The organism is Lactiplantibacillus songbeiensis (genome assembly GCF_005405125.1).
Lineage (GTDB): Bacteria > Bacillota > Bacilli > Lactobacillales > Lactobacillaceae > Lactiplantibacillus > Lactiplantibacillus songbeiensis.
The window spans coordinates 16,334-42,232 of record NZ_BJDL01000009.1 but is presented as its reverse complement, the minus strand read 5'-3'; the positions used below and the strand labels follow the sequence as shown (position 1 = coordinate 42,232).

Here is a 25,899-nt window from a genome sequence, read left to right as displayed (position 1 = left end):
GTCGTATCGGATTTTTGTTATATTTCAATCATTAGCATGGACATCAAAAGCATTTAGTAACATCTCTTTAACACCGGCAGCGTCAGGATCATGTTGGCCCTTATTTTGGTCTAACGCCCGCATCTCAGCCATTTCGTCAGCGGTCAATTCAAAGTCAAAAATATTCAAATTACTCTTAATTCGACTGGCATGAACCGACTTGGGAAAGATGATAATTCCACTTTGATTTTCAAAGCGTAAGATCACTTGACCCACATCTTTACCATACTTGGCAGCCAACTTAGTCACGACTGGATCAGTCAATAAGGCTTGATTGCCTTGACCCAAAGGCGCCCAGGCTTCTACTTTAACGCCAGCTGGAGTAATCAAATCTCGTAACGCCCGTTGTTGGAAGTAAGGATTAAATTCCACTTGGTTGACAGCAGGCAACGTGTCAAATTTTGGCATGAATTGTTGCCAAATCTTAGGCGTCATATTGGAGACCCCGATTGACCGAATCTTACCCGCTTTTTGAGCGGCTTCCATCGCCTGCCAAGCCCCAGGCACATCGCCATAAGGTTGGTGAATCAAGTAGAGATCCATGTAATCCAGGCCTAGCTTCTGCAAGGAAACGTCAATCGCTTTTGTGGCAGCCTCAAAGCCAAAGTCTTGTAACCATAATTTACTAGTTACCCAGATTTGGTCACGCGGAATCCCACTATCTCGGACAGCCTGGCCGACTTCCGCTTCGTTAAAGTAAGCTACGGCGGTATCAATATGTCGATACCCAACCGCTAACGCTTCTTTAACTGCCGCATACGTCGATCCGTCATTCGGAATTTGAAACGTACCGAAACCAATTGCTGGAATTTCATTGCCATCATTTAATTTAATTGTTGGTGTTGTCATCATTAAACCCCTCGCTTATTCATGTAATTTTTTTAAACTAGAACCAAAGATTTGTTCAATCGTGACCGGATCACGGTGATCAAAGAATTGACTTACCCCTTGATCTAAGCTTGCCATTGTCTGCATTTCAGCATCGTTTAACTCAAAGTCAAACACGTTCATATTTTCAATCATGCGACTGCGATGAACGGACTTTGGAATAACGGTAATCCCACGTTGTAACAACCACCGCAGAATAACTTGCCCATTGGACTTGCCATGAGCCTGGGCAACTTTAGCGATAGTCGGATTCGTAAAGAGACCTTGTTTGCCTTCTGCAAATGGCGCCCAGGCTTCCACACGAACCTGTTCATGCTGATTGAATTGGACTTCTTTAGACTGTTGGTACCACGGATTGACTTCGATTTGATTCAAAGCCGGTTGGACCGTCATCGTTAATTCTAAGTTTTTCAATTGATCCGCATAGAAGTTCGAGATGCCAATCGCGCGAATCTTGCCCGCATGATACGCTTCTTCCAAAGCACGCCAAGCCCCCATCGTGTCACCATAAGGTTGGTGTAACAAGTAAAGGTCCATATAATCTAAGCCTAACCGTTGTAGTGAATCATCGATACCTTGCTTCGCTCGTTCATACGTGAATTCCGAGACCCAGAGTTTTGACGTAATAAATAAGTCTTTACGGTCAATCCCGCTCTTTTGAATGGCTCGCCCGACTGCGGCTTCATTTTGATACGCAGTCGCCGTATCGATTAACCGATAACCGGCTGCTAGGGCTTCACTTACAGCCGCTTCACATTCGGCTAAGTCTGGCACTTGAAAGACCCCAAAACCAAGTTGCGGCATCTCAACACCGTTATTTAAAGTTACTGTCGGTACTTTTGTCATCGTTATAAGTCCTCACCTTTTTCTGAATAGGATTAGTTTAGACCCAGACCGAGGATTTGAAAATTACTAGTTAAGCATGCTAGTATACAAGTAACGCATACTAGGAAGTGAACTCATGCTCGAGACCTACTTATTGGAAGAACTCGTGACGTTTGCCAAGGCTGGCACATTAGCCGCGACCGCCGCCAAATTAAACGTGACCCAGCCAACGATTACCCGTGGCATGCAAAAGCTGGAGACTGACTTAGGCGTCACTTTATTCGATCGCCAACCCAATCGGCTCAGTCTAACCGCAACTGGTCAACTCGCGGCACAACAAGCCCAGCAACTCTTAGCGGACCAAGATCAATTTGTCACCAGCATTCAGAATTTTGATCAGACACAACGGACGATTACAGTTGGCACGACGATTCCGGGACCGTTATATCTATTGCCACTGGTCAGTGACAAGTTCAGCTTGACCATCAATGACGACTTAGTGGCATCAGCCGACGTGACAACAAAATTAAGGAACAACGCTGAAACGTTACTATTAGCGGCCGCCCCCTTGGAAACTGCAACGATTGAAAGTCAGTTGATTGGGACTGAACAACTCGCCGTTAATTTGAACAAATTTATGTATCAAGCCAATCAATCCCAGATTACCTTTAAAGAACTGGCTGGCTTAAGCTTTATCGTTTTGAGTAAGATTGGGCCATGGCGCGAGATTATTCAACAAGCGATTCCCGATGCTAAGTTTTTCTACCAAAAAGCATTCGACGCCTTAGCCGAGATCACCAAGTATGCCGACTTTCCGTACTTCAGTACCAATCTATCCACCTTTGAGACTGATTTCAACACCCGGGTCATGACTGATGACAGTCGCGTGGCCGTTCCAATCAGTGATGCTAACGCGCAGATGCCGATTTATGCCGTTTACCTCAAAACTCAGCGGGCCCGTGTCAAGCCATTGATTACAGCGTTGATTGACAAATGGCCCACTAAATAGCCCCAATATTAACGCTATTTAATAACAATTAAGTAGCAGCTCCGCATCATTAAAGCTTGATATTACTAGTTCTTGTTACTAACAATGACCAATATACTTTCAAGTTTCAATTAGTTGGTAACAACAAACTACCAATACTTATTGAGTATAACTTCAAACACAAAAATACCGACATCATCGGACGACTCAAGTCCAATAATGTCAGTATTTTTTATGCTTTAAATGCCAATAAACCTTGATTGACCAGACCATCTGGGTGGATGACCGTTAATTTTGGCTGACCATAATCGCTGACAAACTGTTTTTGAAATTGTTGATCCTGCGCAACTTGTTGTTCTGTGGCTGAATCTTTAAAAATCGTCACCTGCAACCACCGTTGTAGGTCATCACTAACTTGACCCCAATAATTCGCAACTAAGCCTTGCTTCATCGCCATAATTTGACTGTTAGTTGCCAAGACTGCCGCTCTAAACGAGGTAAGCTGAGCTGTAGCTACAGTATATTCTGCCAAGCGGATACATTCACGCGGCTGTTCAGTCGCTTTTAATGCTGGCCCTTGTTCCATTAATACTTGTGGTCGCAAGGTCGTCAGCGTCTGACTCACCACAGTTTGGGCCGCAAGTTGTTTGAACGCTTTGAACTGCGGTGAATTAGCATGCACGTTGTAACTAGCCGCATCACGATAGACCTCTAGCACCACATTATCCGTGCCAGCGTTGTCTGTGTGACCAGTATACATCGCTAAAGTACCAGCTTCAGTTGCAATCGATTGTTGTAAATTATGCTGCCCCGCTGCCAGAAAAGCCGCTCGTTTTGTCGGCTTGATTTTTAACCGGAACAATCTAAACAATGGTGCTTGTCTCATCATCCTAGCCTCACTTTAATCGACTGATAATGGTGGCAACGGTTTAATCACTTTCGCCGGCACGCCACCAACAACCGTATTAGCTGGCACATCTTTGGTGACGACCGCACCAGCACCGACCACCACGTTATTGCCAATCGTGACCCCACCAATAATGGTGACATTACCACCGATCCACACATCATCACCGATCGTGATTGGCTTCGTATAAGTAATCAGATAGTGACTGCCGTCTGCTCGCGTTCCAAACCGCTTGGTGGCATCTAAAGCATGCGCGCCGCAATACAACTTAGTATCGGGCGCAATAATAACCCGATTACCTAGCGTAATGCGATTGGAATCTTGAAACGTACAGTTGCCATTAATGAAGACATCATCGCCGACCTGAATATGCTGACCATACACGGCACTAAAAGTCCCGTTAATCGTCAACCGGTCGCCAACTTGGCCGAAAAAGCTTTGCATGGCGGTTGTGCGTACCTTTGAATCAGTACTGGTATTAATGGTTTGTAGCAAGCTTTTACCACGTTGAATCATGCCTTGTAATTCAGGATCACGATAATCATAATCTTGACCAGCTAATAATTTTTCATGTTCCGTCATCATTTTCAACTTTCACCCCTCAATTAACGATTTAACTGTTGCCAATTCGTCGTTAAAATCTGTTGTTTTTGCGCTGGCGTAATCGCCATTGCTGCCACCGCAGCTTCAATCACCGCAGTTGGCCCCACTGGTGGAATGCCAAACGGTGAATCAGTGCCGAATAAGACGTGGTCACTGCCAAAGAAGTCCACTGCCAACTCCAATGCTTTCGGATTCCCCAGGATTGCGGTATCGACGTAAAACCGTTTGAAATCAGCTAATTTCGCTTCACCTTGAATATACTTAATCCGTTCACTAAAGTAAGGTACCATTGCACCAGCATGATGCACGATGATTTTTAAGTCGGGCCACTGTTCAAAGTAACCGGCATTAACGATACCATCCATCGCCAGTGTTAGTTCATATTCCCAACTAAATGTTAGATTATTATCTGTCTTATGCGTGTCAAAGACGGGATGCAACCAAATTGGAGCGCCAATTGCGGCCATCTTAGCAAAGATTGGTTCATAAGCTTTAGCCGCAATCGGTTGACCCAAGGCTTGCGTAAACAATTGAATACCGACTAACGCATCGGAATGTGCCACTTGGTCATCAATTAATTGCAGCGCCGCGGGAATATTATTCATGGGAATCATCGCCACACCAGCTGGGAACACATCACGGTTCGCACGCACCGTTGCGGCTAATTCATCATTAGCCGCTCGACACAAGTCTGCTGCTTGAACAGGATCAACAAAGTCTTCGGGATTCAGATTAACCACTGATAAGATTTGTTGATGACCACTTAGTAAGCTTTGCCGGTGCTGCTGAAGATCCGTTAATAAGTCATTTTTCATATAGGGAAATTGATCTAAGATGTCAGGATTAAGTGCCTGCATCTGTTTTAAAAATTTTGGCGGTAAAATATGTGCAAAAACGTCTGTTGTCATGTGATATAACCTCACTTTTTTAAATCATCGGCGCTTCCCACGAGCCCTTGGTATCGACATTGGCCGCTTGCGCTAACGCTTCTAAGCGGTCAATCTCAGCTGGACTTAAGGTTAAGGCCATCGCTTTAGCCTCACTTGGAATATACTTGGCTTTCGTCACCCCGATAATCGGCGTGGTGCCCTTAGCTAAAGCATAAGCCGTCGCGACTTCGGTAGCGGATGCTTGTTGCGCGGCGCCAATCTCAGTCAAGGCGTCCACTAAGGCGCCAATCTGTGGTAAGACTTGATTATAAGCCGCGGCCCGCGCACTGCCAGCCGGTAGCGGTTGGTCAACGCTATAGCGCCCAGTTAAGATACCTTGTTCCAAGACCATATAAGCGAAGAACGTCATGTTGTGGTCTTGGCAATACTTAATAATCCCCGCTGCTTCTGAAGACCGATACAGTAAGCTAAAATGATTTTGAACCGCTGAGACTTGAATACCAGCCGTTCCTAAAATCTCGTTAACCCGTTTGATTTGGGCTAAATTATGGTTTGAAAGGCCGATTTGTTTAATCTTACCACTTTGCACTAATGGAATTAATTGCGGCGTCCACTTTTCAACATCGGCCGGATTGTGAATCCAGTACAGGTCAATGTAATCAGTCTTTAACCGTTTCGAACTCCCAGCTAACATATCCGCAACTTCATGGTCACTGTCACCCGCGGCCATTTGTGGGGTGAACTTCGTTGATAATTGATAGCTGTCACGCGGATAAGCTTGTAAGAGCTCACCGACTTTTTCTTCCGATGCCCCAAGGCGGAGTCCCAAAGTGTTAAGCCAGCAGCCATCGCGGCATCAACAACTGGTTTCAAATCAGCAGTACTTAACTGATTGCCAAAGACTTGACCATTCGGCGTATCGCCCCAAGCCCAGGTTCCTAAAGCAATTTTTGGTTGTGTTGTCATTAGTTTCTCGCCTCTATTTTAAGTCTAAACGAACGGTCGCACTAATTGGCCCCGCCGCTAACATCGGTGGCAAGTATGGACTTCCAGCATATTTCGTTTCATACGCCTGACTAATTGCCGCGGTCAACTGATCATCTGTGGTTACTGGCGTATAAGTCACTTCGAACGTTTGGTTAGCCAATTGAATCCGGCCAGCCCGTTGTTGCTTAGCCGATTGATACCACCGCGACTGCTGCCCGTTCCAAGCCCGAACGTACAAGTGATGATCCACTACGACCGACCAGATCCACGTCGGGGTGCCATACGTTTTACCATCTTCATAAAACGGAGACACATGCATGTCATCCGCTGTTGCAAATTCATTTAGTTGTTTCATTGTCCATTGCGCCATCTAAAAAGCTTCCTTTCAAGTTCAACTCATTGACATCATCATACGGGGGCCTAATAATAATGTAAAATGCTTAGTTTTAATGATTTACCATGTATTTTATGTATGATAGAAAGGAAGCCTTTATGGAAACGCGATTATTACACTATTTTATCGTCTTAACCCAAGTCGGTAACATCACTAAAGCCGCTGATGCTCTACATACCACGCAACCAACTTTATCGCGGCAACTGAAGGATTTAGAAGCGGAAGTCGGTGCCCAGTTATTTATTCGTGGTAAACGGTCGATTACCCTCACTGATGCCGGCGTCTTATTCGAACGGCGGGCGCAAACAATTTTGAGTTATCTGGATCAAACGAAACAAGATCTGCAGCGACAAGCAACCGGTTTAGCAGGCAACTTACGCATTGGTTGTGTTGAAAGCAAAGTTTCAACCGTCGTGGCTGACTGGTTAACTGCGTTTCAACAGCAACACCCCCACGTCACCTTCAGCCTTTACAGCGCGGATGGCAATTCCATTCGGACGCAATTAGATCAAGGTAAGCTAGATGTCGGGGTCTTGTTAGAACCAGTCGAATCCGCTAAATACTGGGCGCATGCAATTCCAATTACCGAAACTTGGGGACTCATCATGGCCAAAGACGCCCCACTCGCGACTCATGACCAAATCACTGGCGCTGACTTGCAAGGACTGCCTTTATTAGGCTCACGCCGTAGCATTGTTAAGAATCAAATTGCCGCCTGGTTACGGATTGACGCGACCAGCCTGAACTTTCGTGGCGATCGCAACTTGGAAAACAACGTGGTCCCATTACTGACCAAACATGGTTTTTATGACATCGGGATTGATGGTGTCCTAGACTTTTATCCAGATGGCCCATTAGCCTTCGTCCCATTTAGTCCACTTAGTCAGACCCGGCATACTTTAATTTGGCGCAAGAACCAACAGCCGGCGCCGTTAACTCAAGCGTTTATTGATTATGTCACTGCCGAAATCCGGCAAATGCCAATTTAGTTATTGTTAGGAGGCATCTATGAAAGCTTTTGTAAAAGTCAAAAAAAACATTTTGAATGCAGATTATCATTCCCTAAGTCAGAAAATATGGGGCATCAAGACTGATAACTTTTTTGCAAATCGTCTTGGCCCAGATGACGAACTAAATAACCTTACTGATTTTGGATTTTCGTTACTCTATTCAGACTTTAATCCAAAATGGGATACGGTTAAGATACGTTGGAATGCTTCCGGAATCTATCTTCATGAAACCCATACCTCCGGGGTTATTGCAGTCTTTTCAGAATTCGATTTTGAATTACCAATCACTCAAAAAGCATTTTTTAACTTGATAGCCTATCTCGCTGATAACCTTGATGGCACAATTAGTGAAGATAATCAACAATCATGGATTGACTTGGTGACTTTTCTCAAAAAACATCACGAGATTATGACCGCTGACTTCAATCAATTACTAGCTGACAGTATTCAAATTGGCAGTAAAATTAATCCGGTAGACGAACCAAGCTTCTATGATCTTTCATACGATATTTACTAACTTGACTATAAAGGAGGAAAACTTCGTGAATCCAGCACCAAAATCTTGGTGGGGAACGCCCCGCACGATTACTGAAACGATTGATAACCGTAAAATCTCTTGGTTAGAACTCTTTTCAGATTTAATTTATGTTGTTATTATTCATACATTCGTGGAAAACTTAACCGAACACTTTAATTTATTCGGCTTTATAACATTCTGGGTCTTATTCCTATTCTTCTTCAATACTTGGACGAATATGGTCCTATACTTTGATTTGCATGGTCAAAACAACCTACGTAATTTATTTTTCGCACTCTTGCAAGTCGTGGCTATTGCCATTACAGCGACCTTTACTGGGGAAGCCTTTGCCGGACACTATACCGGCTTTATCTGGGCCTATTCGTTCAATCAGTTAATTTACATGTATTTATACTGGCAAACCATGCGTAACGACCCCTTACATGCCACCACGACCCGGCCGTTTTTGATTGCTTATGTGGTTGGTGAAGCGCTTTTAATCGGTAGTATCTGGTTACCCAGTCTCCCATTGCAACAGGCCTTAATTATCATTAGTCTACTGATCTTCGTCAGTACCGTAATGAGTGAACATCGCAATTTTGACCGTGAATTTAAGCAACGGCAGATTCCGTTCGAACTTAACTCAGCTATCTTAGAACGTTACGGGTTGTTCACGATGATTGTCTTAGGCGAATCGTTAGCGGGCATTATTGAACATATGACGGCGGAACATACCCATCTCGCCGATTACACCCACTTCGGCCTGGCACTATTATGTATTATCGGGACTTGGATGATTTACTACACCTTGATGGATGAACGTAAGATTGAAGCTGATCGCTATTGGCCAATTTCGTTTTTCCGCGGGATTCATCGGTTCTTAATTGCATGTCTAACCCTGCAATCGTTCTTTATCGGTCAGACGTTAGGCACCGGTCAATTGGTCTACTACCGTGGTCTTAGCTTAGTCACAGCGGCGTCCTTACTCGCATTACTAGCGCTCACACGATTACCCCGCTTCAACGTTCAACCATTAGCCACCTGGCCAACGCGATGGCTGGTTCTGGGCATCATCGCCATTTTGATTTTACAATTCGCCCCCGTGTTTGTTGGCTTATTGTTGATGGATTTAATCTTACTTGGTATCGGCATCTTAAATTGGACCAAAAATGTTTAGCATATTAAAAAGAGCCATCGTCCAAAAACGACGATGGCTTTTAAATTCAGTTTAAAGCTAACAATGGTCCTTTTCCTCATCTCTATTGTACCATGCTAGCGCTGCCAAAAATAGACTATTAATTTATCATGAAGCGTGTAAACTAGTAGCTCGGAGGTGGTGGCAACATGTTAACTGAAACCCAACATTTGCACAAGCTGTACCAACAATTTCAACACGATATTGCGACGCTTACGACCCAATTGACCGACTTATCCACGGAAGCGAAACAAGTCAAACGCCAACTGGGAACGGACGGTCATTTGGATTTAGGCACATACACTGAGACGCTGGATACCTTTGCCAGTATCGAAGCCAATAACCGCCAAATCGATACTTTAAATGCCCGCGCACAAACGGCCGCGACTCGACTGGCCCATGCCAAACTGTTATTGCCACAAGCTTATTTTGCTAAGCTACAATTAGATTATGGTGATGATGATCCAGAAGCTTACTATTTAGGCAAAGTCGGTTACACCGATGCTCAGGCTAATGACTTAGTCTATGATTGGCGCGCCCCGGTCGCCGATGCCTATTACGCCAATCGCACTGGCGCAACCAGTTATCAGGCAAACGGTCGTGACATCCCCGTCACTGTGCTAGCGCGGCAGCAATTCGTAATTGATCATGATCAGTTGTTACAAGTCGTCGATACGCAATCAGCGATTGGTGACCCGCTATTGTTAGCCGTCTTAGCTGAAAACCGTAGCGGTGGCTTACAAGAGATCACTGCCACCATTCAACAGGAACAAAACGCCATTATTCGTGAAAGCACCCATCAAGTTGTGCTAGTTGACGGCGTTGCTGGTAGTGGTAAGACCTCGGTATTACTACAACGCGTAGCTTACCAACTTTACCGTCACCGCGACACTTGGACCAGCGCCGACATCTTGATTTTGACACCGAATACCGCTTTTAGTCGCTATATTCGCGGCGTGTTACCAGCCTTGGGTGAAGCTGAACCATTGACTAGTACTTACGCCAACTTAATCCAAGCAGTCGGTGCTCGCTTGGGATTAACAGTGACTAACCTAGCTGATAACCATCTGGCCACCTTGGATCGTTTGTTGCAACAGCCCTTCCTTCCGACCCCGGCAGGTTTATCACCACAAGCTTATGCCCAAACTGACAGCCAAACCTCATTTTTAACGCGCATGCAACATGCTTGGCGATGGCTAACGGCAATGCAGCAATTGCCTGCAGATGTCAGTCACTGGTTAGACTGGGACGCGTTAGCTGCGCAATGGCACTTGGCGACCCTAACCACCTATGACCAACTCTATCTCTTAATTAAAATCACCAATTATCAACAAACCACTACCGCCGCGCTGTTTGTCGATGAAGCCCAAGATTATGATGCTGATACTTGGCTGATGCTACAAGCGTTATTCACTAAAGCGCAACTGACAATTGTTGGTGATCATCGGCAACGTTTAACCGGCCAAGCACCAGATATTGCCGCCTATTTCACCAATCAGACGATTCAGCCGCTCCAATTAACCACTAGTTATCGAGCGACTGGAGCCATTACGACCTATTTTGCGCAATTCGCTGGTGATTGGCAATCGCGAATCAAAGCTGTGCAAGCCAATGGTTTGACGCCACAAACAGTCACAACCGCGGATTTAAAATCGGTGCTTGATCAGTTACCCGTCCAAAACGGCCAAAGTGTAGGCATTATCGCGCCTAATCAAGCTAGTGCTGATACGCTAGCAAACCAGTTTCCAATTGTCCATCATTTGACAGCTGCCAGCCATCAAACGGTGCAACCGGGACTTAATCTGATGGCATTGCCGGTTGCTAAAGGCCTAGAATTTGATCATGCCGTCATTGTCGATTGGATGAATCCTTATTACTTGGATACTGCAGCTGGCAATCATCGTCGCTATGTGGCCACTTCGCGCGGCACCAAAACGTTAACGTTAATAACTGATTCAGACCAATAGACTAAATTTAAAACACTATATAAAAAAGCTCATGCTGACTATCACTTAGTTACAGTCAGCATGAGTTTTTTTATCTAAAGATTAAAAGCACAAAGCGGATCACACGCCTTGATACAAAAGACCTGTGGCATTAAATATTAGTATTTTCTGATTTATTGTGCATTGGGGCTGTGACATAAGTACTTTTACTGTACATTATTAACTTTCAACCTTTAGATAAAGTGCACAATTTTTGGAATTTCTAGTTTGAAATCACCTTTCTCAAGTGATACACCCAACCCAACTTTTTCATTTTTTCTCCTGTTTCTAAAATCATTCGTCGTTCATAGGTTCCACGTGACTATAGTATGGCAGCAATACGAATGCAGGGTCAGCTGTGAGATGGTTCAAAAATAAAGATTTTCATTCAAAGCTAACTTTTACACGCTTGCCTAATGCATGTGCAATTTGTGCGTACTTGCTGAACGACACATTGTCACCACGTTCAATTCTGGCAATAGTAGATTGCGTTGTCGAGGCTCGTTCCGCCAGCTCGGCCTGAGTTAAGCCTGCTAATTCACGAGCGTGATAAAGGGCAATAGCCGTATCAAGCAACTCTCCCTCATCACGGTAGGCTGCAGCAAACTCAGAATTTTTTAGTTCTTCTGTAATCAGACTATCAACTTTCATTGTTATCATGCCATTCCTTTCTGAGTTCCTTTGCATGTTCTATTTCGCGAATGGGCGTTTTCTTCGTAAAGCCATGGGTGGTTAGATACTCACCTCGCACAATTAGAAATTATTGATCTCAGTACAATAAAATAATAGCAACTATTTCCCGGATTAGTCATCAACAATCCGGGGGTAGTATTATATTGTATAGTAGACACGGATATGACACGCCTCTGTACGTCTGAGTTTAGGCACTTTAAGTATACAGATATGAAGTGATTCATGTCTATTTTTGTATAGTATTAACTTTCAACTTTTAGTTTTTTTATGATTGTCCAAGCATCCGGCCAGACGACTTAATTTGGCATCACCTGTGCTAAAATTTTCCGAACCAACGGCATGATAAAAATATTTCGAACGAAATAAGCCGTTGTCAGGGTACCGAAGAAGCCTAGAATAAATTGCGTTATGGTCATATGAAACAACGTGCCATTCATCATTAAGGCACGCGTGCTCATGGTCAAACACATCACCAATAACATCGTCCAACCACGCATGGCATTAGCCTTCAAAAGTATCGCCGTTTGATCGACCATATTGCGAGTCCGCCATTTGATTAATAATTGGGTCAACGTCCCGACCACCACAAAATTAAACACAAATGCAAAGCCAATCGTTGGTAGTAACGCCAAGCCAAATATACGCCACATCCCTTGATTAATCCCCATCTTAGTCGCCATTCCTAGCCAGCTCATACTACTAGCCATACCGGTACACATTAGTAGTGTAAAAAGCACTCGTTTTTTAAAAGTCATCTTAGCCTCCATATAGTTGATAAAGCAACTATCATAGTTTAGTTGAATATAGTTTATTTGTCAACTATATGCTATGATAGCTTTAACTAAAGGAGGTCGTTATTTTGGACATTACTAAACTCGGCAAATTTATCGGCGCTTTGCATCGGCGCTTTCAAATTGCGATGACGCATGACCTAACACTCCCGGAAATCAACGCTAGTAACGCGAATTTTCTCCTTTTCATCGGTGAATATGCCCCAGTCACGGCTAAACAAATCGCGACTGAACTGGCGATTAATAAAGGCCTAGTTAGTCGTGAGATGACGCGTCTAGAAAAGGCTGGTTATATCACCAGGACCCCTGACGATACCGATCACCGCACCACCTGGATCAAGACGACACCAGCTGGAGACCAAGCGTGTACAACGATTCGGCAGATCAAGCAAGCGCTCTGGGACCAAGTCCTCGGTGACACTAGCGAGGCCGACCTAACAACTGTCTATACGCACTTAGCCGCTTGGAGCGAACAAGCCAAACGCTTCGATGACTCTAAATAAGTTGTCACAAAAAAAGTAACCACCGGAAATTAATCCAGCGGTTACTTTTTTTAAACGATGGCTATTTTAACGAACTGACGTCTCCTTAAATGCTGGTAATCCGCATCCGGCCATTTCGCTTAGAGTTATACAAGTTATGATCGACTCGATTATAAAAGTCGAGCGGCGAGCCATCTGCGCCCGCCACTGCGGACACTCCGACTGAGATTGAGATGTCAATCTGTCGGGCACCGAATTGAATCGACTGGTGATTGATGGCACTAAAAATCTGAGTCACAATCGTCTGCGTTTGGGCGACCGTATAGCCCGGAAACAAGATGTTGAATTCCTCGCCCCCAGTTCGATACAGCTTAACTTTGGTATCGTTAGCGTCCAGCACCGTTTGCACGGTCAACGCCACTTGCTGTAAGACCCGATCCCCCGCCAGATGACCATACGTATCATTAACCTGTTTAAAGTGATCAATATCAAACATCATCATCGATAACGGCCGTTGATGCTGCGTACTGTCCTTGAATAAATACTGCACTGCCCCCGTATAAGCCGCAAAGTTCTCTGTCTGGGTCAACGCATCGTGACTGGCAAATTGTGCCAATTGCAACCGCGTCTGACTATTTTGTGAGAGCATCGTGACATAGATGTAAAGCAGGCCCTCGAAAATAATCAAGTAAAGCCATTCTTGACCATAGATGGCCCATGAAAAGTTAAACTTGAGCTTCATCCATAACCATAACACCCCACCAAACGGCACTCCAACAAGCATGTAAATCATGGGCGCACAGCGATGGTCTTGAAATTTTACCCGAATGACATTTAAAACGGTAAAGAAAACCGCTAACGTCAGGGCATGGCCCCATGATTGCCAATAACCGATTGAGTGGTCAAATAGCATATAGACCAACAGGATCGGAAAGAAAAAGTAATATGGGACGTGAATATTCAAGAAATACGCACAGAAAACAATCGCAATCAGTTCAAAATTCATAAACTGCCATGAGTAGTTTTTACCCACAATAATCATCTGAATTGAAAACACAAAGACCACCATGTAGATGACACCATACCACGCATTCAGTCGATCTTCATCAAACGAGATATGTCGCGAACGCAGCCACGATGTGAGCCAATTAAACGAGACCCAATAAAGCGTTAATACTCCTAAAGTAAAGAAAACACTGGTTAAAAATGGCGAAACATGCCAATTAGACCAAGTCATTGATCAACCTTCTTTATTGCTTAGTTTGTTAGTTTTTCAGACCAAACGCCTGGAAATTTAAGTTAAATTTACCGTTACTGATTAATTATTTTAGCCGACAAAAAGCCGAATTTTGTTCAAAAAACAACCAGTAATACTCTTATTAGTAAAAGGCTATTGACCTAAAATGTCAAGGCCGAGTTAGGGTTAAATCACTTGAATTGTGCATATGCCTTAATTATTGCTGGTAAATTAACTAATTGTCACATATTATCATTGCGGGTCATCGTCACGTTGCCGAATAAACCAAGATATCACCCGGCTGACAGTCCAGCACCCGACAAATGGCTGCCAATGTCGAAAATCGGACGGCCTTAGCTTTATCATTCTTCAAAATCGATAAATTCGCCATCGTAATCCCAACCGCTTGCGACAACTCAGTCAAACTCATCTTCCGTTTTGCCAACATCACATCTAAATTTACCGTAATCATATCGTCAACTCGTTTTCATGTTTCAACTGCACGGCATTTGCTAATAACTGGGCTAAGATGCTGGCAAAAATGCCAATGATTAACGCAATCCCCGTCAGGATAATGGCCATCAGTAAAATTCCCGGCGCATCCGTAGCCTGAGTAATCACATAAAATAGTGGCCAAGTCACCACAAAAATTGCTGTGACCCCATACGCACACCTTTTAATCCAAGTTAGCGCCACAACGGAATCCGCCGAAAAAACGGCCTGTTGTTCAATCAGTCGTAGTAAGTGCCATGACTGCCCAATCGCCACTAAGACTAAGCCTAATAAAACATATAAACCGACGCCTAAAGGATAGCCCCAACCTTGTAAATCAGTGTTTCCCATCTGGATCATCACGGGAACCACAAAAATTGCTGCCAATAAGATTGCTAGACTAATGACAATTAAGGCTAATTTCAATAAACTCGTTCGTTTTCTCATTTTTAGCACCCCTCACCTGTTGACTTAATTATACACAATTATTATTGATAAACAATAAATAGTTATTAATTTTCGATAAAGTTTAGCAGTTGACAGATTACCCAAATCGAAAAAAGCCGGCGCTACTTTAAGTTACAAAAATAATATAAAGTAACTTTTTGCTTAAAATATGTTAAACTGAACTAAACGAAAGGATGACCGCAACATGACCCAATCGACCCGTGATAAAATTATTCAAACCGCCGCCGATTTGATTGATCAAACTGGTAGCACTGACATCACCCTAGCGCAAATTGCCCAAGAACTCGGCATGACGCATGCCGCGCTATACAAACATTTTAAAAACAAACAAGCGCTCTGGGAAGCTGTGACGATGACTTGGTTTAGCCAAACGATTCTTCATCAGGTTCAACCTAAGCCCGCCGCTACGCCGACTGAGCAACTACACACTTGGCTCTGGGATTTGGTCAATGCTAAGAAACAAACTTTTAATACGAATCCACCGATGTTTGACTTGAACACCCGTTACGTGGACAATAATCCCTTGGTTTTACGAGCTGTGCTACAACCGGCCTATCAGACGATTAATACGATCATGGGTTATCCCACAACGGATACCCAGACGGCTGAAGCGATTCTATCAGCGTTTGCAACGTTTATGTTGCCAAACTTTAGCTCCACTTGGAACTTGCCTGACTATCAGCAACGTTTCGAAGCAATTTGGCAATTGATGGCCGCTAGTGTCTAAAAAAGACTGACAAACAGGCGGTTGTCAGTCTTTTTTACAATTAGCAAGTTAAGTTATCAGCGGGCACACCTTGTTCAAACGCCGCTAAAATTTCAGCGCCATGTGCTAGTTGAACGGCATTATCTAGCATGTGAGCATTATCTTTAAGCGAAATCCGACCTTGTTGATAATCCATGACCAGGCCATCTGTGAAGAAAATTAAGTCATAAGTTGATGTCCATAACTTCAAGTTGGCTGTATTGGCTAACGGTACTGAATATTCTGGATCTGGCTGGTCAACTGCCGCAATCGTAAACTTGGTGCCAATTGAGCAGGCGCCACCATGTAGCGAGTACTTACCACCGCCGTCATCAGCGAATAAGATTAAGTTTTGCGTCGTAAATTGTTTTTGTTGTAATAAGGTGACCAGACGATCACTCATTTTAATTGGGGTCATTTAAAAATCTCCTTTGTTATTTAATTCCATTTATATATCTGATCCTATATAGTACACCGATATTAGGTAAGTAGCATCTTTTAGCCTCGCTAATTACCCTTCCGATGATTGATCGCAAAAAGCGCGTTAGCTGGTCAATTTGACCAGAGCTAACACGCTTTTACGATCATTTAGTTATGACGGCGCCGCTTCAAGCCAGCTAAACCTAGCAAACTACCTAAAATTGCTAAGCCCCATGCCGGTGACGACTTGGCTTCATCAGTCTGTGGTAAAGTTGCGACGGCGTGTGGCGTTGCAGCTGGTGTTTTACCAGTTGACGCCGGTTGCAACTTGACTTTTGTCACCTGAGCCTTAGCCGTTGGCGTAATCCTAGCAGCTAAAGCTTCCGTTGTTGGCTGCCCAGGCGTAACCGGCTGCTTAGCAGTTGGCTTAGTTCCAGGTTTGCCTGGCTCTGGTTGCTGGTTATCGACATCATCGCCGTCATCCGGATTAATCTGATCACCAACTCCGGTATCCGTAGCCGGTTCATAAACATAGGTAACCTCGAAGTCATCCGTGCCTAAAACCCCACTGGCATTGGTTGGCTGTGCAATCAGTTGATAACCGCTAATTATCGCCGCCGTCGTGGCGTACGGATCACCAGGCTTACCGGTAAATAGCTTATCGGCTGCCAATTGCGTGCCAGCTGCCGTCACATAATGGACGGTGATCGTCGTTGCTTGATCCGGGGTAACTACTGGCGGTGTAACCGCATTGGCTCGATAAACAAAGGTCACTTCAATTGGCATTTCACCGTAGACACCGCTAGTTTGAGCACGCGTTGCCAAATACGTATAACCGTCAATATCAGGCACCGTCAATTGATAGGTTGACCCAACTTGACCTGTTAACACGGTATCAGCTTGTAACGTTTGGCCAGCTTCATCTTGATAATGAACGGTCACGGTTGAGTGCGCTTGGTCATAGATAAAGGTGACTTCAATTGGCGTCTCACCATAAGTGCCAGTCGCGTTACCTTGTGTACTTTGATACCGATAACCGGATAAAGTTGGCACTGTGACTTGATATGACGCCCCAACTTGACCCGTTAACACGGTATCAGCTTGCAAGGTTTGACCCGCCGCATCCTTATAATGCACCGTTACCGTTGACTTAGCCACGGTGTAAATAAAGGTGACTTCCGCTGGCGTGTTCCCATACGTGCCACTGGCATTCCCTTGGGTTGATTGATACCGATAACCAAGAATGTCTGGCGCTGTAAGTTGATAATCCGTTCCAATCTGGCCGGTAATCGTCGCATCAGGTTGAATGGACTGCCCATCAGCCGTTTGATAATGAACTAGAACCGACGAGTAAGCGGCTTGATAGATAAAGGTCACCGTTGATGGCGTGTCACCATACGTCCCAGTCGTTTCACCGTGGGTTGTCTGGTACGTGTAACCAAGAATTTCTGGGTAGTTGATGTCAAAGCTCGTCCCAATCTGACCCGTTAAGACTTGATCAGCCCGAATCGACCGGCCCTGCAAATCAACATAATGTACCGTTACCGTTGAGTAAGCTTCTTTATAAATGAAGACAATGGTTATCGGTGTGTCACCATATGTTCCGGTCGCATTACCCTGCGTGGCATCATACGTATACCCTAAAATTGTCGGGTAATCAATCGCATAGTCCGTCCCAATCTGACCGGTAACGGTCGTTGAAGCTTTGATCGTATCACCGGCTGCATTTTGATAATGCACGGTCACCGTTGAATAAGCTGCGTTATAAACGAACGTTACTTCCGTCGGTTGGTCACCATACGTCCCAGTCGCATTACCTTGCGTAGACGCATACGTGTAGCCGAGAATACTTGGATAATCAATGGCGAAGTCTGTCCCAATCTGGCCAGTTACTGTGACATCTGGCTTGATAGTCTGACCACTGGCATCTTGATAATGGACAGTCACGGTTGAATAAGCCATCTTATAAACGAAGTTCACAGTTTGTTCAACATCCGAAAAGGCACCCGTGATGGTTGTAGGTTGATCATCGAGTTGATAACCGGTTAATGTTTTAGCCGTGGCCGTATAGTTCTCACCAATCAGTCCTGATAAGGTCTCGGATGGTGCCAACGTGTTACCTTGCTCATCGACGTAATTGACCGTGACATCTTTGGCGTAATTTGCGACGATGTAGGGAATAAACAGCTCTGCAATGTCGCTACCACTGGCATCAAGAAAAGTCGACATCATGTAATAAGCATATGGATTTTGAATAATCGCATATTGAAAATTGGGGATGCTGGCTGGTCCGGGCATCACCTGATTTTTAGTCACTTGATAACTCAGCTGATCACCCGTCAGCGTATCAGTTCCACCATTGTAATAAAGTCTGACTGACGCATCCGGCTGATTCGCTGAAACGACAAAAATTGCTTTCCCGTTAACCGGTGTATCCAAGTGGAAAGTTACGCCCTTAGGTGGTTTAACTGGACTAGTCACCGTATATTTGCCGGTGGTTGGGATGTACACGACATCCGCTAAAACATTTTGCGCGGCATAATAAAAATATTTTGTATACTGGGCAGCATTTAGTGACGAGAAATCGGCAATTTCATTATTTGAAAGATTCAAGTCGACTAATTTCGTTAAATTTGCTAACGGCGTTATATCAGAAACCCGCTGGAGAACTAATTGAAGACGAGTTAAGTTTTTCAATGACGCTAACGGTGAAATATCCGTGATGTCGCCACGAAAATACTTATTGCTATCTAAATCATTAGCCAAATTTAAATCAGTTAAATTCGAGGCATACTGTAAGCCTTCAAGTGAAAAAGAACTTTTTCCATCAATATAGGTTAAATAGGTACTCATATCTAATTTATCTAATAACAGTAAATCCGACTGTTGAATATCAGCTACACTGGCCCACGTCTTGCCATAATTTCCTTTATTCAGCGCATTCAAAATTGCCGTTTGTAAGGTCTTATTTGGCATCCATTGATCAATCGTTTCATCGGCAGCCTTAGTTAACGGTTGGGCCAAGGCCCGCATCCGCATTGGTGTGACTGTCTTAATCTGATTAACATCTGGGGTATTAGCGCTAATATCTTGCGGTGTAGTGGCTGCCGCTGACGTGACGTTGCTTGCTGCTGATTTATCCGCAGCCGGTTGGGCCGAACCAGCCTCACTCGAAACTGACTGTTCAGTTTCTTCCGGTTGGGCGGATGACTGTGATTGATTACTGTTGGCTTCGCTCGCGTTATCCGATGACACGGTTGAGGTCGCTGAGGTCGCCGACTGTGTACTAGTCTCACTGGTGGCTGAGGAGGCTGAGGAGGAGTCACTACCAGCTGACGATTGTGTCTCAGTAGTTGGCACACTTGTTGACGACGACTGATCGACACTCGCTGTTGCGGGCGAAGCGGACTCACCTTTAAGTGGGACCGTCTTCGTAGCTGCTGGTGTCTCAGTCACCTGTTCGGCGGCGTCATTAGTTTTGGCTGGCGTACTCGTTGCCGTATCTGCTCGACCAATTAAGTCACTACTACCAAAAACTAGAAATGAAGTTGCAATTCCCGCCACTAGCCACTTTTTACCTTTTTTATACATCTTAAAGTGTTGCTTCATATTACTCACAATAAATCCCCCTAGCATCTTTTTAACTATTTAACGTCCAAAAATCTAACTAGCCTGAAATTAATGCGTCCCTCAAACACATTGTTAAAGGTTTAAAAATTATCCATAACCACCAAAAAAGTCTAAATAAACGTATAAAAATCAACTTTCAAAGAACTGCAAACAGTTATCTGACAACTATTTGCAGTAATCAAGCAGGCCCTGTAATAAACGTCATATAAAGAATATCCATCCGCTATTATTAAACACTTATACTATATCTATATCTTACCATAAATATATTGTTTTAAAAGTATAATATCTTTAATTACACAAGAATTTAGGGGGGACTTGCAAAACAGGTGCTATCTGATAAATCGTCCTATAAAAAATTAATCCGATTGTCACTTTTTGATTATTCAGGCACAATATAGGCCTAACTAATATACGGCGTATGTGTTTCGTGTTACTATTCTAATGAGGTGAACATTATGTTAAATACTGAAAAAAAGAAAGTCTCAATCTCTGTCAAAACTAGCCCTGCAGATAAGGAACAAGCTGCAAAAATATTCGATAACCTTGGCCTTAACCTTTCGACTGCGATTAATATCTTCATTAAAAAAAGTATTCTTGAAGGTGGCTTACCATTTGAGGTTAAAGATCCATTTTATGGTAAAGCCAATCAGACAGAACTTAACCGACGTTTTAAAAAAGTGAATAGCAACCAAGATCTTCATGCTCATCACCTTTTAGAAAACAGTGAGGAATAACCAATGCCAATTGAATTTTTAGATGAAGCTTGGACTGAATACATCGATTGGCAAAACAAAGATCGCAAGACTTTAAAAAGAATCAACAACTTAATTAAGTCAATCCAACGAGACGGATTAGGAAATGGTCTAGGAAAGCCCGAACGATTGAAGTATCAAGACGGCTGGTCAAGAAGAATCAATAGTAAAGATCGATTAGTTTATGCAGTTAAGGACAAGCGTTTAATCGTTGTTGCCTGCAAAAACCATTACGAATAAAGCGAGCTGCTACAGTTTCTTAACCGATCTACCCAGACTCAGATAATCACGTTCGTTTTGTCAAATACCTCATCTATAACTATTTAAGGCAGAAAAAGAGCCCAAGGGATTAAAGTGATTGCACTTCATTCCCTTGGGCTCTTAATTTTGCCTTAATTTTAGTTCACTAATTAGCCACTAGCGTAACATCGCAACCATTTGCCAAAGGCGTTGACTCCATTTAGGCCTATAAATCCATGCAATCAGTCCAACAACTCCCAGGACCCAGCTAATGGCAAAGCTGATCAGGCCATGTTCTGCGGATAGCAACCCATTAATGACTTGACTGACCAGTAAACCAACCGGCAAGCTCAATAATAAGATTACCGGCAGTCGTAGCGCAGCAACTAAAATGACTTGTTGGCGTTGTTCATTGGAATAACGATGACTCAACCAGCGCCCCACAATCCAAGCAGCCAGACCTAATAACACGACTAAGCTATCTCCTAAGACCCAGTTTCGAGATAAGAAGTTAGCCCCATAGTGCGTTCCTGATTGTCGATAGACCGCCAACGGTAACCACCAATCCAAATACATTGCAAACAGAAAGGCAAAGACGATCACCCCGTTATTAATCGTTAGGCTGAGTAACCCGGCTACTAACAGTAACATCACCGCCATCAAGACATCGTTGGTTAAATCGCGTAGCCAAAAAGACCACTTGAAATACGCAAAGTACTGCTGTGGAATACTGGCAGCTAAAATGGCCAGATTGGCAATGCTCCCGACAATCACACCTAGTGCTGTGGTAACCCCATAGAAAAGCGTCTGTTGCTGATAGATCTGAGTTCGCCGATAACCGACGCCTTGTAAGAATTCATTTAAATAGCGTCGACGCGTCAACCAGATCATGGTAATACCCGCAATCATTGCAATCACAAAATAATACACATTAACACCGGTGCCGAACATGCCACGAATTGAATTGGTCTTTTTAGTTGGATTCTGGCGATATAATTGCAACATTGATTGCTGACACTCACGATAAAAAGCTTTCTTTGACGCATATCGCCGACCATCACTGTCAACATACTGATGACTCGCATGTTGATAATGTAGCTCATTATCAATCGACATCTGCATAAACTCAGTCGAATTTTGACTATGCCACATTTGGGTCCCACTTAACCCTTGGAACACCCCGGCGCCGACTAAAATCACTAGTAGCCCTAACAAAAGTGGCCAATGTTGGCGGAAAACTAATTTTGATAATGATTTAGGCAACTTGGGACACCCCTTTCAAACGGCGAATTTGATTGTAACGCCAACCCAAACTAACCATTAGCGCTAAAACAATACCTACCAATTCGTACCACGGTGCTGATGAATTGAACAGATTTAGTGATTGAATAAAGACGTCACCAATAATTGACCCCACGCCAATGGCAAAACTAGCACAATATAGACTCGTTGCTAGTAGTCGCTGCGTCGGTCCGGCCATCTCATCAGCCGTCCATTGTTGCGACTGCCACCAAATCAAAATTAGCCCTAGTACCGTCGCGATACCAATCATTAAGCTAGCCAGATAATAATGTTCATAGAACCAGCCAGCGGGAATCGGTGCGTCCGGTCCCAGAAAGAAACTGAGATAACCAGAATTGGTAAACATCCCATTAAAAAACCGCCAATTAAGTAACCCCAACACACCAGCTAGCCAAAATTGTGGCGTTACTTGACCAATCAGCCAGCCCAATACTAAGAGACCAGCGCCAATCATCACAACCGACACACTATTACCGAACAGGCCGCTAAGCGAGCGATACCGTTGATACTTTTCTGGAATAACGCCAATAATCCACCCCCAATGGATTAATTGGGCCACCGCAACGGTTCCCACCAACCAAACTAATTGCCGTAATTGGACTAAAAACAATTGTGTCCGGGTCGCGCCAAGGCTGAGTAAAAACTCAGTATAGTGCGTCCGGCGACCCCAAAAGGCCAAGAATAGCCCAGCTAATATGAGGACGCTATAATAGCCAATTGTAGGATTCCGCTCAATAGTCCGATCCATACCCTTGACCTTGAACTGATTTTTTAAGAAGAACTGATTTTGATTATCATTATAAACTGTTAGACTAACCACTTTACCATGCACCCGATATTCTTTAGGATGTTGGCGATAATCTTTAGCTTGGCGCAGTCGTTCGCTACGCGTCATGGTCACCGCTGAATGTTGACTTTGCGTCGTCTGCATCGCCGTGACCCAGCCGATGAGGATTAATGTAATCATCAGCCAGCGGAACCACGACTTGCTTTGCGACCGCCATAATCGATTTACAGTTTGGTTACTCATCCTAATCACCCACCATCACGGCCCGTGGATCACCTAACTTCACCCGAAAAACATCAGTAATTGTCAACGGACACGCTGTCATCATTACTGGGTGCGCTGCTTTTAAACCCGCATCGATGGCGTCGGTATAATGATCAAAGTACACTTCTAAGACGCGACCATAGACTTTAACTAACTGGCCATCCGTCTTAACCACGGCGGGTACCGTTTTGGATGGAAAGACTAATTGGAATTTGCGAGCTTGTTCACGTAAATCCTCCAGGTCGTAATTAGCAACAAGCTGTTGATCCTTTAAGAATAAGACTTGGTCACACAACCCATCTAATTCTTCTAAGTTATGCGATGAAATTAAAAAGCTCGTCTGACGTTCAGCCACTTCACTAACAATCCGAGCCACAATTCGTTCCCGAACTAAAATATCAAGCCCGTCAAATGGTTCATCTAAAATCACATAAGGAGTCCCGCTGACTAAGGCTAGTAAAATTTGAAATAACATCCGTTGGCCTTTTGACAATTGCCGATACCGACTCGTCCCGGCTAAGCTTTCAGCCGTTAATAAGTGCTGAAACCGGTCCTGATCAAACGCGGGATAACCTAATGCATAGACGGCAGCGATTTGAGCCAGCGTTTGATTGTTGAAAAAGTTATTTTGTGTATCGATATAGAAAAGCTGTTGCCGTTGTTGTGGGGCCTGTTTCACATCTTGACCATCGATAACCAGCGTCCCCGTCGTTGATAAATAGTGATCCGCCATCGTACGAAATAGCGTCGTTTTCCCGGCGCCATTCCGTCCCACCAAACCGATAATCCGGCCTGGCTGCCAATCGAAACTGATCTTGTCAATAATCAGTTGACGATTAATTTGTTTGCTTAATCCCTTAACTTGAATACTCATCTGATTTTCCCCCTGTTTGATAAGCTTTTTTGACCCAATCTTTGACCTGACTTTCCGTAACCCCCAAGAATTGTGCTTCGGTTAATAAATCTTGTAATTTTGTTTGCATATCATCAATCGCGATGGGATTAACCTGCGTTGTCGTTGGTTGATTCACAAACGTTCCCCGTCCTTTCACCGTATAAACGGCCTGTTGACTTTCTAATAATTGATACGTTTTACTCACGGTATTCGGATTCAAATGCATCTCCGCTGCCATCGCACGAATTGATGGCAATTTATCCCCCGGTTGTAAACTACCCTGAACGATCTGCTGTTTAATCTGCATCACTAATTGTTCATAATACGGCGCACCATTCGTTGCAAAAGCCATTTTGTCACCTCATTTCAGGTTGTGTATCACGTGTACCACTACAGTTAGTACACTAACATCTTTTTCATCGGCTGACAACCCAGTAGCCACAAAAAAAGTTGCTTGATTACCGTCAAGGCTAACCAAACAACTTTTTTCAACCCTCTATTTTTAAGCTTCGACCATGGCCATTAACTTCTCAGTCGCGGCTTGAACAACAACTTCCTAATTATCAAGATTAAGCTAAAAAACAAACGCACATTTTTTAACTATCTTATTGCACCGGTTGGCCACTATACAGTCCAAAACCAGCTGTGACCGGAATCGTCTGACCCGTAATTGGATCAGACGCTGGGGTTGCTAGAAAATACATCGTCCGCGCAATATCGTCCGGTTCAACCAACTTTTTCAACGGACTCGCCGCAATAAATTGATCAATCACAGCCTGCGGATTAGCTTGAAACATTGGCGTATTCGTTGGCCCGGGCGCCACATTATTCACCCGAATATGGTACTGCGCATAATCTAGCGCCATTGATTTGACCAGATTAATCACCGCACCTTTAGCAGCGCTATAAGCTGCCATCTGATAATCGCCCATTAACCCGGAAATGGACGCTGTATTGACAATCGTCCCGGACTTTTGCGCAATCATCCCCGGCACAAAAGCTTTAGCCATCAAAAAGATTGACTTGACATCAATTGCCATAATCCGGTCCCAATCAGTTTCAGCCACTTCATGCAGCTGACCGCCTGTAAAAATGCCTGCATTATTAATCACGCTATCGACCTGTCCAAACTTGTCGACCACAGCTGCCTGCAACTGATTAACGGAAGTTGCATCCGCAACGTTGGTTGGAACAAATAAGAGTCGTTCTGCTGGATAGTCTTTCGTCAATTCAGTCTTAACCTTTTTTCCTAGGTCGGCATTATAGTCAGCCATCGCAACTTGCCAACCGTTTTTTAGGAATAATTTAGTGGCGCTAAGCCCCATTCCTGACACGCCACCGGTAATAACTACTGTTTTCATTAGTATGACACCCCTTAAGTTTGTTTGACTACCTGATTCGGTATGGGGCTACCATACTGCCGATTAGTGATCAGTGGCAAAACAGCTCGAAAAGTTTCACTATTTGAAA

General features: G+C 44.0%; 28 protein-coding genes. 9 read left to right on the top strand and 19 right to left on the bottom strand.

Annotation, left to right across the window (positions count from 1 at the left end):
- Nucleotides 1-24: 24 nt before the first annotated feature.
- Both FFM77_RS03610 and FFM77_RS03605 read right to left on the bottom strand, forming a co-directional pair.
- Nucleotides 25-891, bottom strand: a complete 867-nt coding sequence (locus FFM77_RS03610; RefSeq protein WP_137634384.1) for an aldo/keto reductase — start codon at nt 889-891, stop codon at nt 25-27.
- 12 nt (nt 892-903) lie between these two features.
- Nucleotides 904-1,773 (bottom strand): aldo/keto reductase, encoded by an 870-nt coding sequence (locus tag FFM77_RS03605; RefSeq protein WP_137634383.1) that lies wholly within the window; start codon nt 1,771-1,773, stop codon nt 904-906.
- 115 nt (nt 1,774-1,888) lie between these two features.
- Between FFM77_RS03605 and FFM77_RS03600 the strand changes: the two genes are divergently transcribed.
- Complete coding sequence (locus FFM77_RS03600) at nt 1,889-2,761, top strand: LysR family transcriptional regulator (protein ID WP_137634382.1); 873 nt, start codon at nt 1,889-1,891, stop codon at nt 2,759-2,761.
- A 211-nt stretch (nt 2,762-2,972) separates the two neighbouring features.
- Here FFM77_RS03600 and FFM77_RS03595 read toward each other — a convergent pair whose 3' ends face one another.
- The 5 genes from FFM77_RS03595 to FFM77_RS03575 all read right to left on the bottom strand — a co-directional run bounded on the left by FFM77_RS03595 (nt 2,973) and on the right by FFM77_RS03575 (nt 6,497).
- The gene (locus FFM77_RS03595) at nt 2,973-3,629 is read right to left on the bottom strand and encodes a putative quinol monooxygenase (RefSeq protein WP_137634381.1); all 657 of its coding nucleotides are present in this window, start codon (nt 3,627-3,629) and stop codon (nt 2,973-2,975) included.
- A gap of 12 nt (nt 3,630-3,641) precedes the next feature.
- Nucleotides 3,642-4,232, bottom strand: a complete 591-nt coding sequence (locus FFM77_RS03590; protein ID WP_137634380.1) for a DapH/DapD/GlmU-related protein — start codon at nt 4,230-4,232, stop codon at nt 3,642-3,644.
- 20 nt (nt 4,233-4,252) lie between these two features.
- Nucleotides 4,253-5,158 (bottom strand): amidohydrolase family protein, encoded by a 906-nt coding sequence (locus FFM77_RS03585; RefSeq protein WP_137634379.1) that lies wholly within the window; start codon nt 5,156-5,158, stop codon nt 4,253-4,255.
- Between the two features lie 19 nt (nt 5,159-5,177).
- Nucleotides 5,178-5,969, bottom strand: coding sequence for an aldo/keto reductase (locus FFM77_RS03580; protein ID WP_223876772.1), 792 nt, complete (start codon nt 5,967-5,969; stop codon nt 5,178-5,180).
- 150 nt (nt 5,970-6,119) lie between these two features.
- Nucleotides 6,120-6,497 (bottom strand): DUF2255 family protein, encoded by a 378-nt coding sequence (locus FFM77_RS03575; protein ID WP_137634378.1) that lies wholly within the window; start codon nt 6,495-6,497, stop codon nt 6,120-6,122.
- A 122-nt stretch (nt 6,498-6,619) separates the two neighbouring features.
- Between FFM77_RS03575 and FFM77_RS03570 the strand changes: the two genes are divergently transcribed.
- From FFM77_RS03570 to FFM77_RS03555, 4 genes are all read left to right on the top strand, one after another.
- Nucleotides 6,620-7,510 (top strand): LysR family transcriptional regulator, encoded by an 891-nt coding sequence (locus FFM77_RS03570; RefSeq protein WP_171001549.1) that lies wholly within the window; start codon nt 6,620-6,622, stop codon nt 7,508-7,510.
- 19 nt (nt 7,511-7,529) lie between these two features.
- Nucleotides 7,530-8,048: a hypothetical protein gene (locus FFM77_RS03565; protein ID WP_137634376.1), complete on the top strand. Its 519-nt coding sequence runs from the start codon at nt 7,530-7,532 to the stop codon at nt 8,046-8,048.
- Nucleotides 8,049-8,073: 25 nt separating this feature from the next.
- Nucleotides 8,074-9,225 carry a low temperature requirement protein A gene (locus FFM77_RS03560; protein ID WP_171001548.1) on the top strand — a complete coding sequence of 384 codons (1,152 nt, stop codon included), beginning with the start codon at nt 8,074-8,076 and terminating at the stop codon, nt 9,223-9,225.
- Between the two features lie 167 nt (nt 9,226-9,392).
- Nucleotides 9,393-11,210, top strand: coding sequence for an AAA family ATPase (locus FFM77_RS03555; RefSeq protein ID WP_137634374.1), 1,818 nt, complete (start codon nt 9,393-9,395; stop codon nt 11,208-11,210).
- A 402-nt stretch (nt 11,211-11,612) separates the two neighbouring features.
- Here the strand turns inward: FFM77_RS03555 and FFM77_RS03550 are convergent, their stop codons facing one another.
- Complete coding sequence (locus FFM77_RS03550) at nt 11,613-11,879, bottom strand: helix-turn-helix domain-containing protein (RefSeq protein WP_137634449.1); 267 nt, start codon at nt 11,877-11,879, stop codon at nt 11,613-11,615.
- A gap of 338 nt (nt 11,880-12,217) precedes the next feature.
- Nucleotides 12,218-12,676, bottom strand: coding sequence for a DUF2798 domain-containing protein (locus FFM77_RS03540; protein WP_137634373.1), 459 nt, complete (start codon nt 12,674-12,676; stop codon nt 12,218-12,220).
- 104 nt (nt 12,677-12,780) lie between these two features.
- Between FFM77_RS03540 and FFM77_RS03535 the strand changes: the two genes are divergently transcribed.
- Nucleotides 12,781-13,215, top strand: a complete 435-nt coding sequence (locus FFM77_RS03535; RefSeq protein ID WP_137634372.1) for a MarR family winged helix-turn-helix transcriptional regulator — start codon at nt 12,781-12,783, stop codon at nt 13,213-13,215.
- Between the two features lie 85 nt (nt 13,216-13,300).
- On the opposite strand, the gene FFM77_RS03530 is transcribed toward FFM77_RS03535, so the two are convergent.
- From FFM77_RS03530 to FFM77_RS03520, 3 genes are all read right to left on the bottom strand, one after another.
- Nucleotides 13,301-14,431 carry a GGDEF domain-containing protein gene (locus FFM77_RS03530; RefSeq protein ID WP_137634371.1) on the bottom strand — a complete coding sequence of 377 codons (1,131 nt, stop codon included), beginning with the start codon at nt 14,429-14,431 and terminating at the stop codon, nt 13,301-13,303.
- A gap of 268 nt (nt 14,432-14,699) precedes the next feature.
- On the bottom strand, nt 14,700-14,903 hold the full coding sequence (locus tag FFM77_RS03525; RefSeq protein WP_137634370.1) for a helix-turn-helix domain-containing protein: 204 nt from the start codon (nt 14,901-14,903) through the stop codon (nt 14,700-14,702).
- Nucleotides 14,900-15,370 carry a DUF2975 domain-containing protein gene (locus FFM77_RS03520; protein ID WP_137634369.1) on the bottom strand — a complete coding sequence of 157 codons (471 nt, stop codon included), beginning with the start codon at nt 15,368-15,370 and terminating at the stop codon, nt 14,900-14,902. The genes FFM77_RS03525 and FFM77_RS03520 overlap by 4 nt, the downstream gene beginning before the upstream one ends.
- Before the next feature lie 205 nt (nt 15,371-15,575).
- Here FFM77_RS03520 and FFM77_RS03515 point away from each other — a divergent pair, with 205 nt between their 5' ends.
- Nucleotides 15,576-16,118 (top strand): TetR/AcrR family transcriptional regulator, encoded by a 543-nt coding sequence (locus FFM77_RS03515; protein WP_137634368.1) that lies wholly within the window; start codon nt 15,576-15,578, stop codon nt 16,116-16,118.
- 40 nt (nt 16,119-16,158) lie between these two features.
- Here FFM77_RS03515 and FFM77_RS03510 read toward each other — a convergent pair whose 3' ends face one another.
- Entirely contained in the window at nt 16,159-16,554 is a 396-nt protein-coding gene (locus FFM77_RS03510; RefSeq protein ID WP_137634367.1) for an iron-sulfur cluster biosynthesis family protein, read from the bottom strand.
- Nucleotides 16,555-16,724: 170 nt separating this feature from the next.
- A complete protein-coding gene (locus FFM77_RS03505) occupies nt 16,725-20,165 on the bottom strand; it encodes a MucBP domain-containing protein (RefSeq protein WP_223876776.1) in 3,441 nt (1,146 codons plus the stop codon).
- Between the two features lie 479 nt (nt 20,166-20,644).
- Here FFM77_RS03505 and FFM77_RS03500 point away from each other — a divergent pair, with 479 nt between their 5' ends.
- Together FFM77_RS03500 and FFM77_RS03495 are read left to right on the top strand one after the other, a co-directional pair.
- Complete coding sequence (locus FFM77_RS03500; protein WP_137634365.1) at nt 20,645-20,923, top strand: type II toxin-antitoxin system RelB/DinJ family antitoxin; 279 nt, start codon at nt 20,645-20,647, stop codon at nt 20,921-20,923.
- A gap of 3 nt (nt 20,924-20,926) precedes the next feature.
- Nucleotides 20,927-21,181, top strand: a complete 255-nt coding sequence (locus FFM77_RS03495; protein ID WP_137634364.1) for a Txe/YoeB family addiction module toxin — start codon at nt 20,927-20,929, stop codon at nt 21,179-21,181.
- A gap of 177 nt (nt 21,182-21,358) precedes the next feature.
- Here FFM77_RS03495 and FFM77_RS03490 read toward each other — a convergent pair whose 3' ends face one another.
- The 5 genes from FFM77_RS03490 to FFM77_RS03470 all read right to left on the bottom strand — a co-directional run bounded on the left by FFM77_RS03490 (nt 21,359) and on the right by FFM77_RS03470 (nt 25,790).
- The gene (locus FFM77_RS03490; RefSeq protein WP_137634363.1) at nt 21,359-22,444 is read right to left on the bottom strand and encodes a hypothetical protein; all 1,086 of its coding nucleotides are present in this window, start codon (nt 22,442-22,444) and stop codon (nt 21,359-21,361) included.
- On the bottom strand, nt 22,437-23,513 hold the full coding sequence (locus FFM77_RS03485; protein WP_137634362.1) for a hypothetical protein: 1,077 nt from the start codon (nt 23,511-23,513) through the stop codon (nt 22,437-22,439). The genes FFM77_RS03490 and FFM77_RS03485 overlap by 8 nt, the downstream gene beginning before the upstream one ends.
- A gap of 1 nt (nt 23,514) precedes the next feature.
- Nucleotides 23,515-24,408 carry an ATP-binding cassette domain-containing protein gene (locus FFM77_RS03480; protein WP_137634361.1) on the bottom strand — a complete coding sequence of 298 codons (894 nt, stop codon included), beginning with the start codon at nt 24,406-24,408 and terminating at the stop codon, nt 23,515-23,517.
- Nucleotides 24,392-24,781, bottom strand: coding sequence for a GntR family transcriptional regulator (locus tag FFM77_RS03475; RefSeq protein WP_137634360.1), 390 nt, complete (start codon nt 24,779-24,781; stop codon nt 24,392-24,394). Before FFM77_RS03475 ends, FFM77_RS03480 begins: the two co-directional genes overlap by 17 nt.
- Nucleotides 24,782-25,034: 253 nt before the next feature.
- A complete protein-coding gene (locus tag FFM77_RS03470; protein WP_137634359.1) occupies nt 25,035-25,790 on the bottom strand; it encodes an SDR family NAD(P)-dependent oxidoreductase in 756 nt (251 codons plus the stop codon).
- Nucleotides 25,791-25,899: the final 109 nt, after the last annotated feature.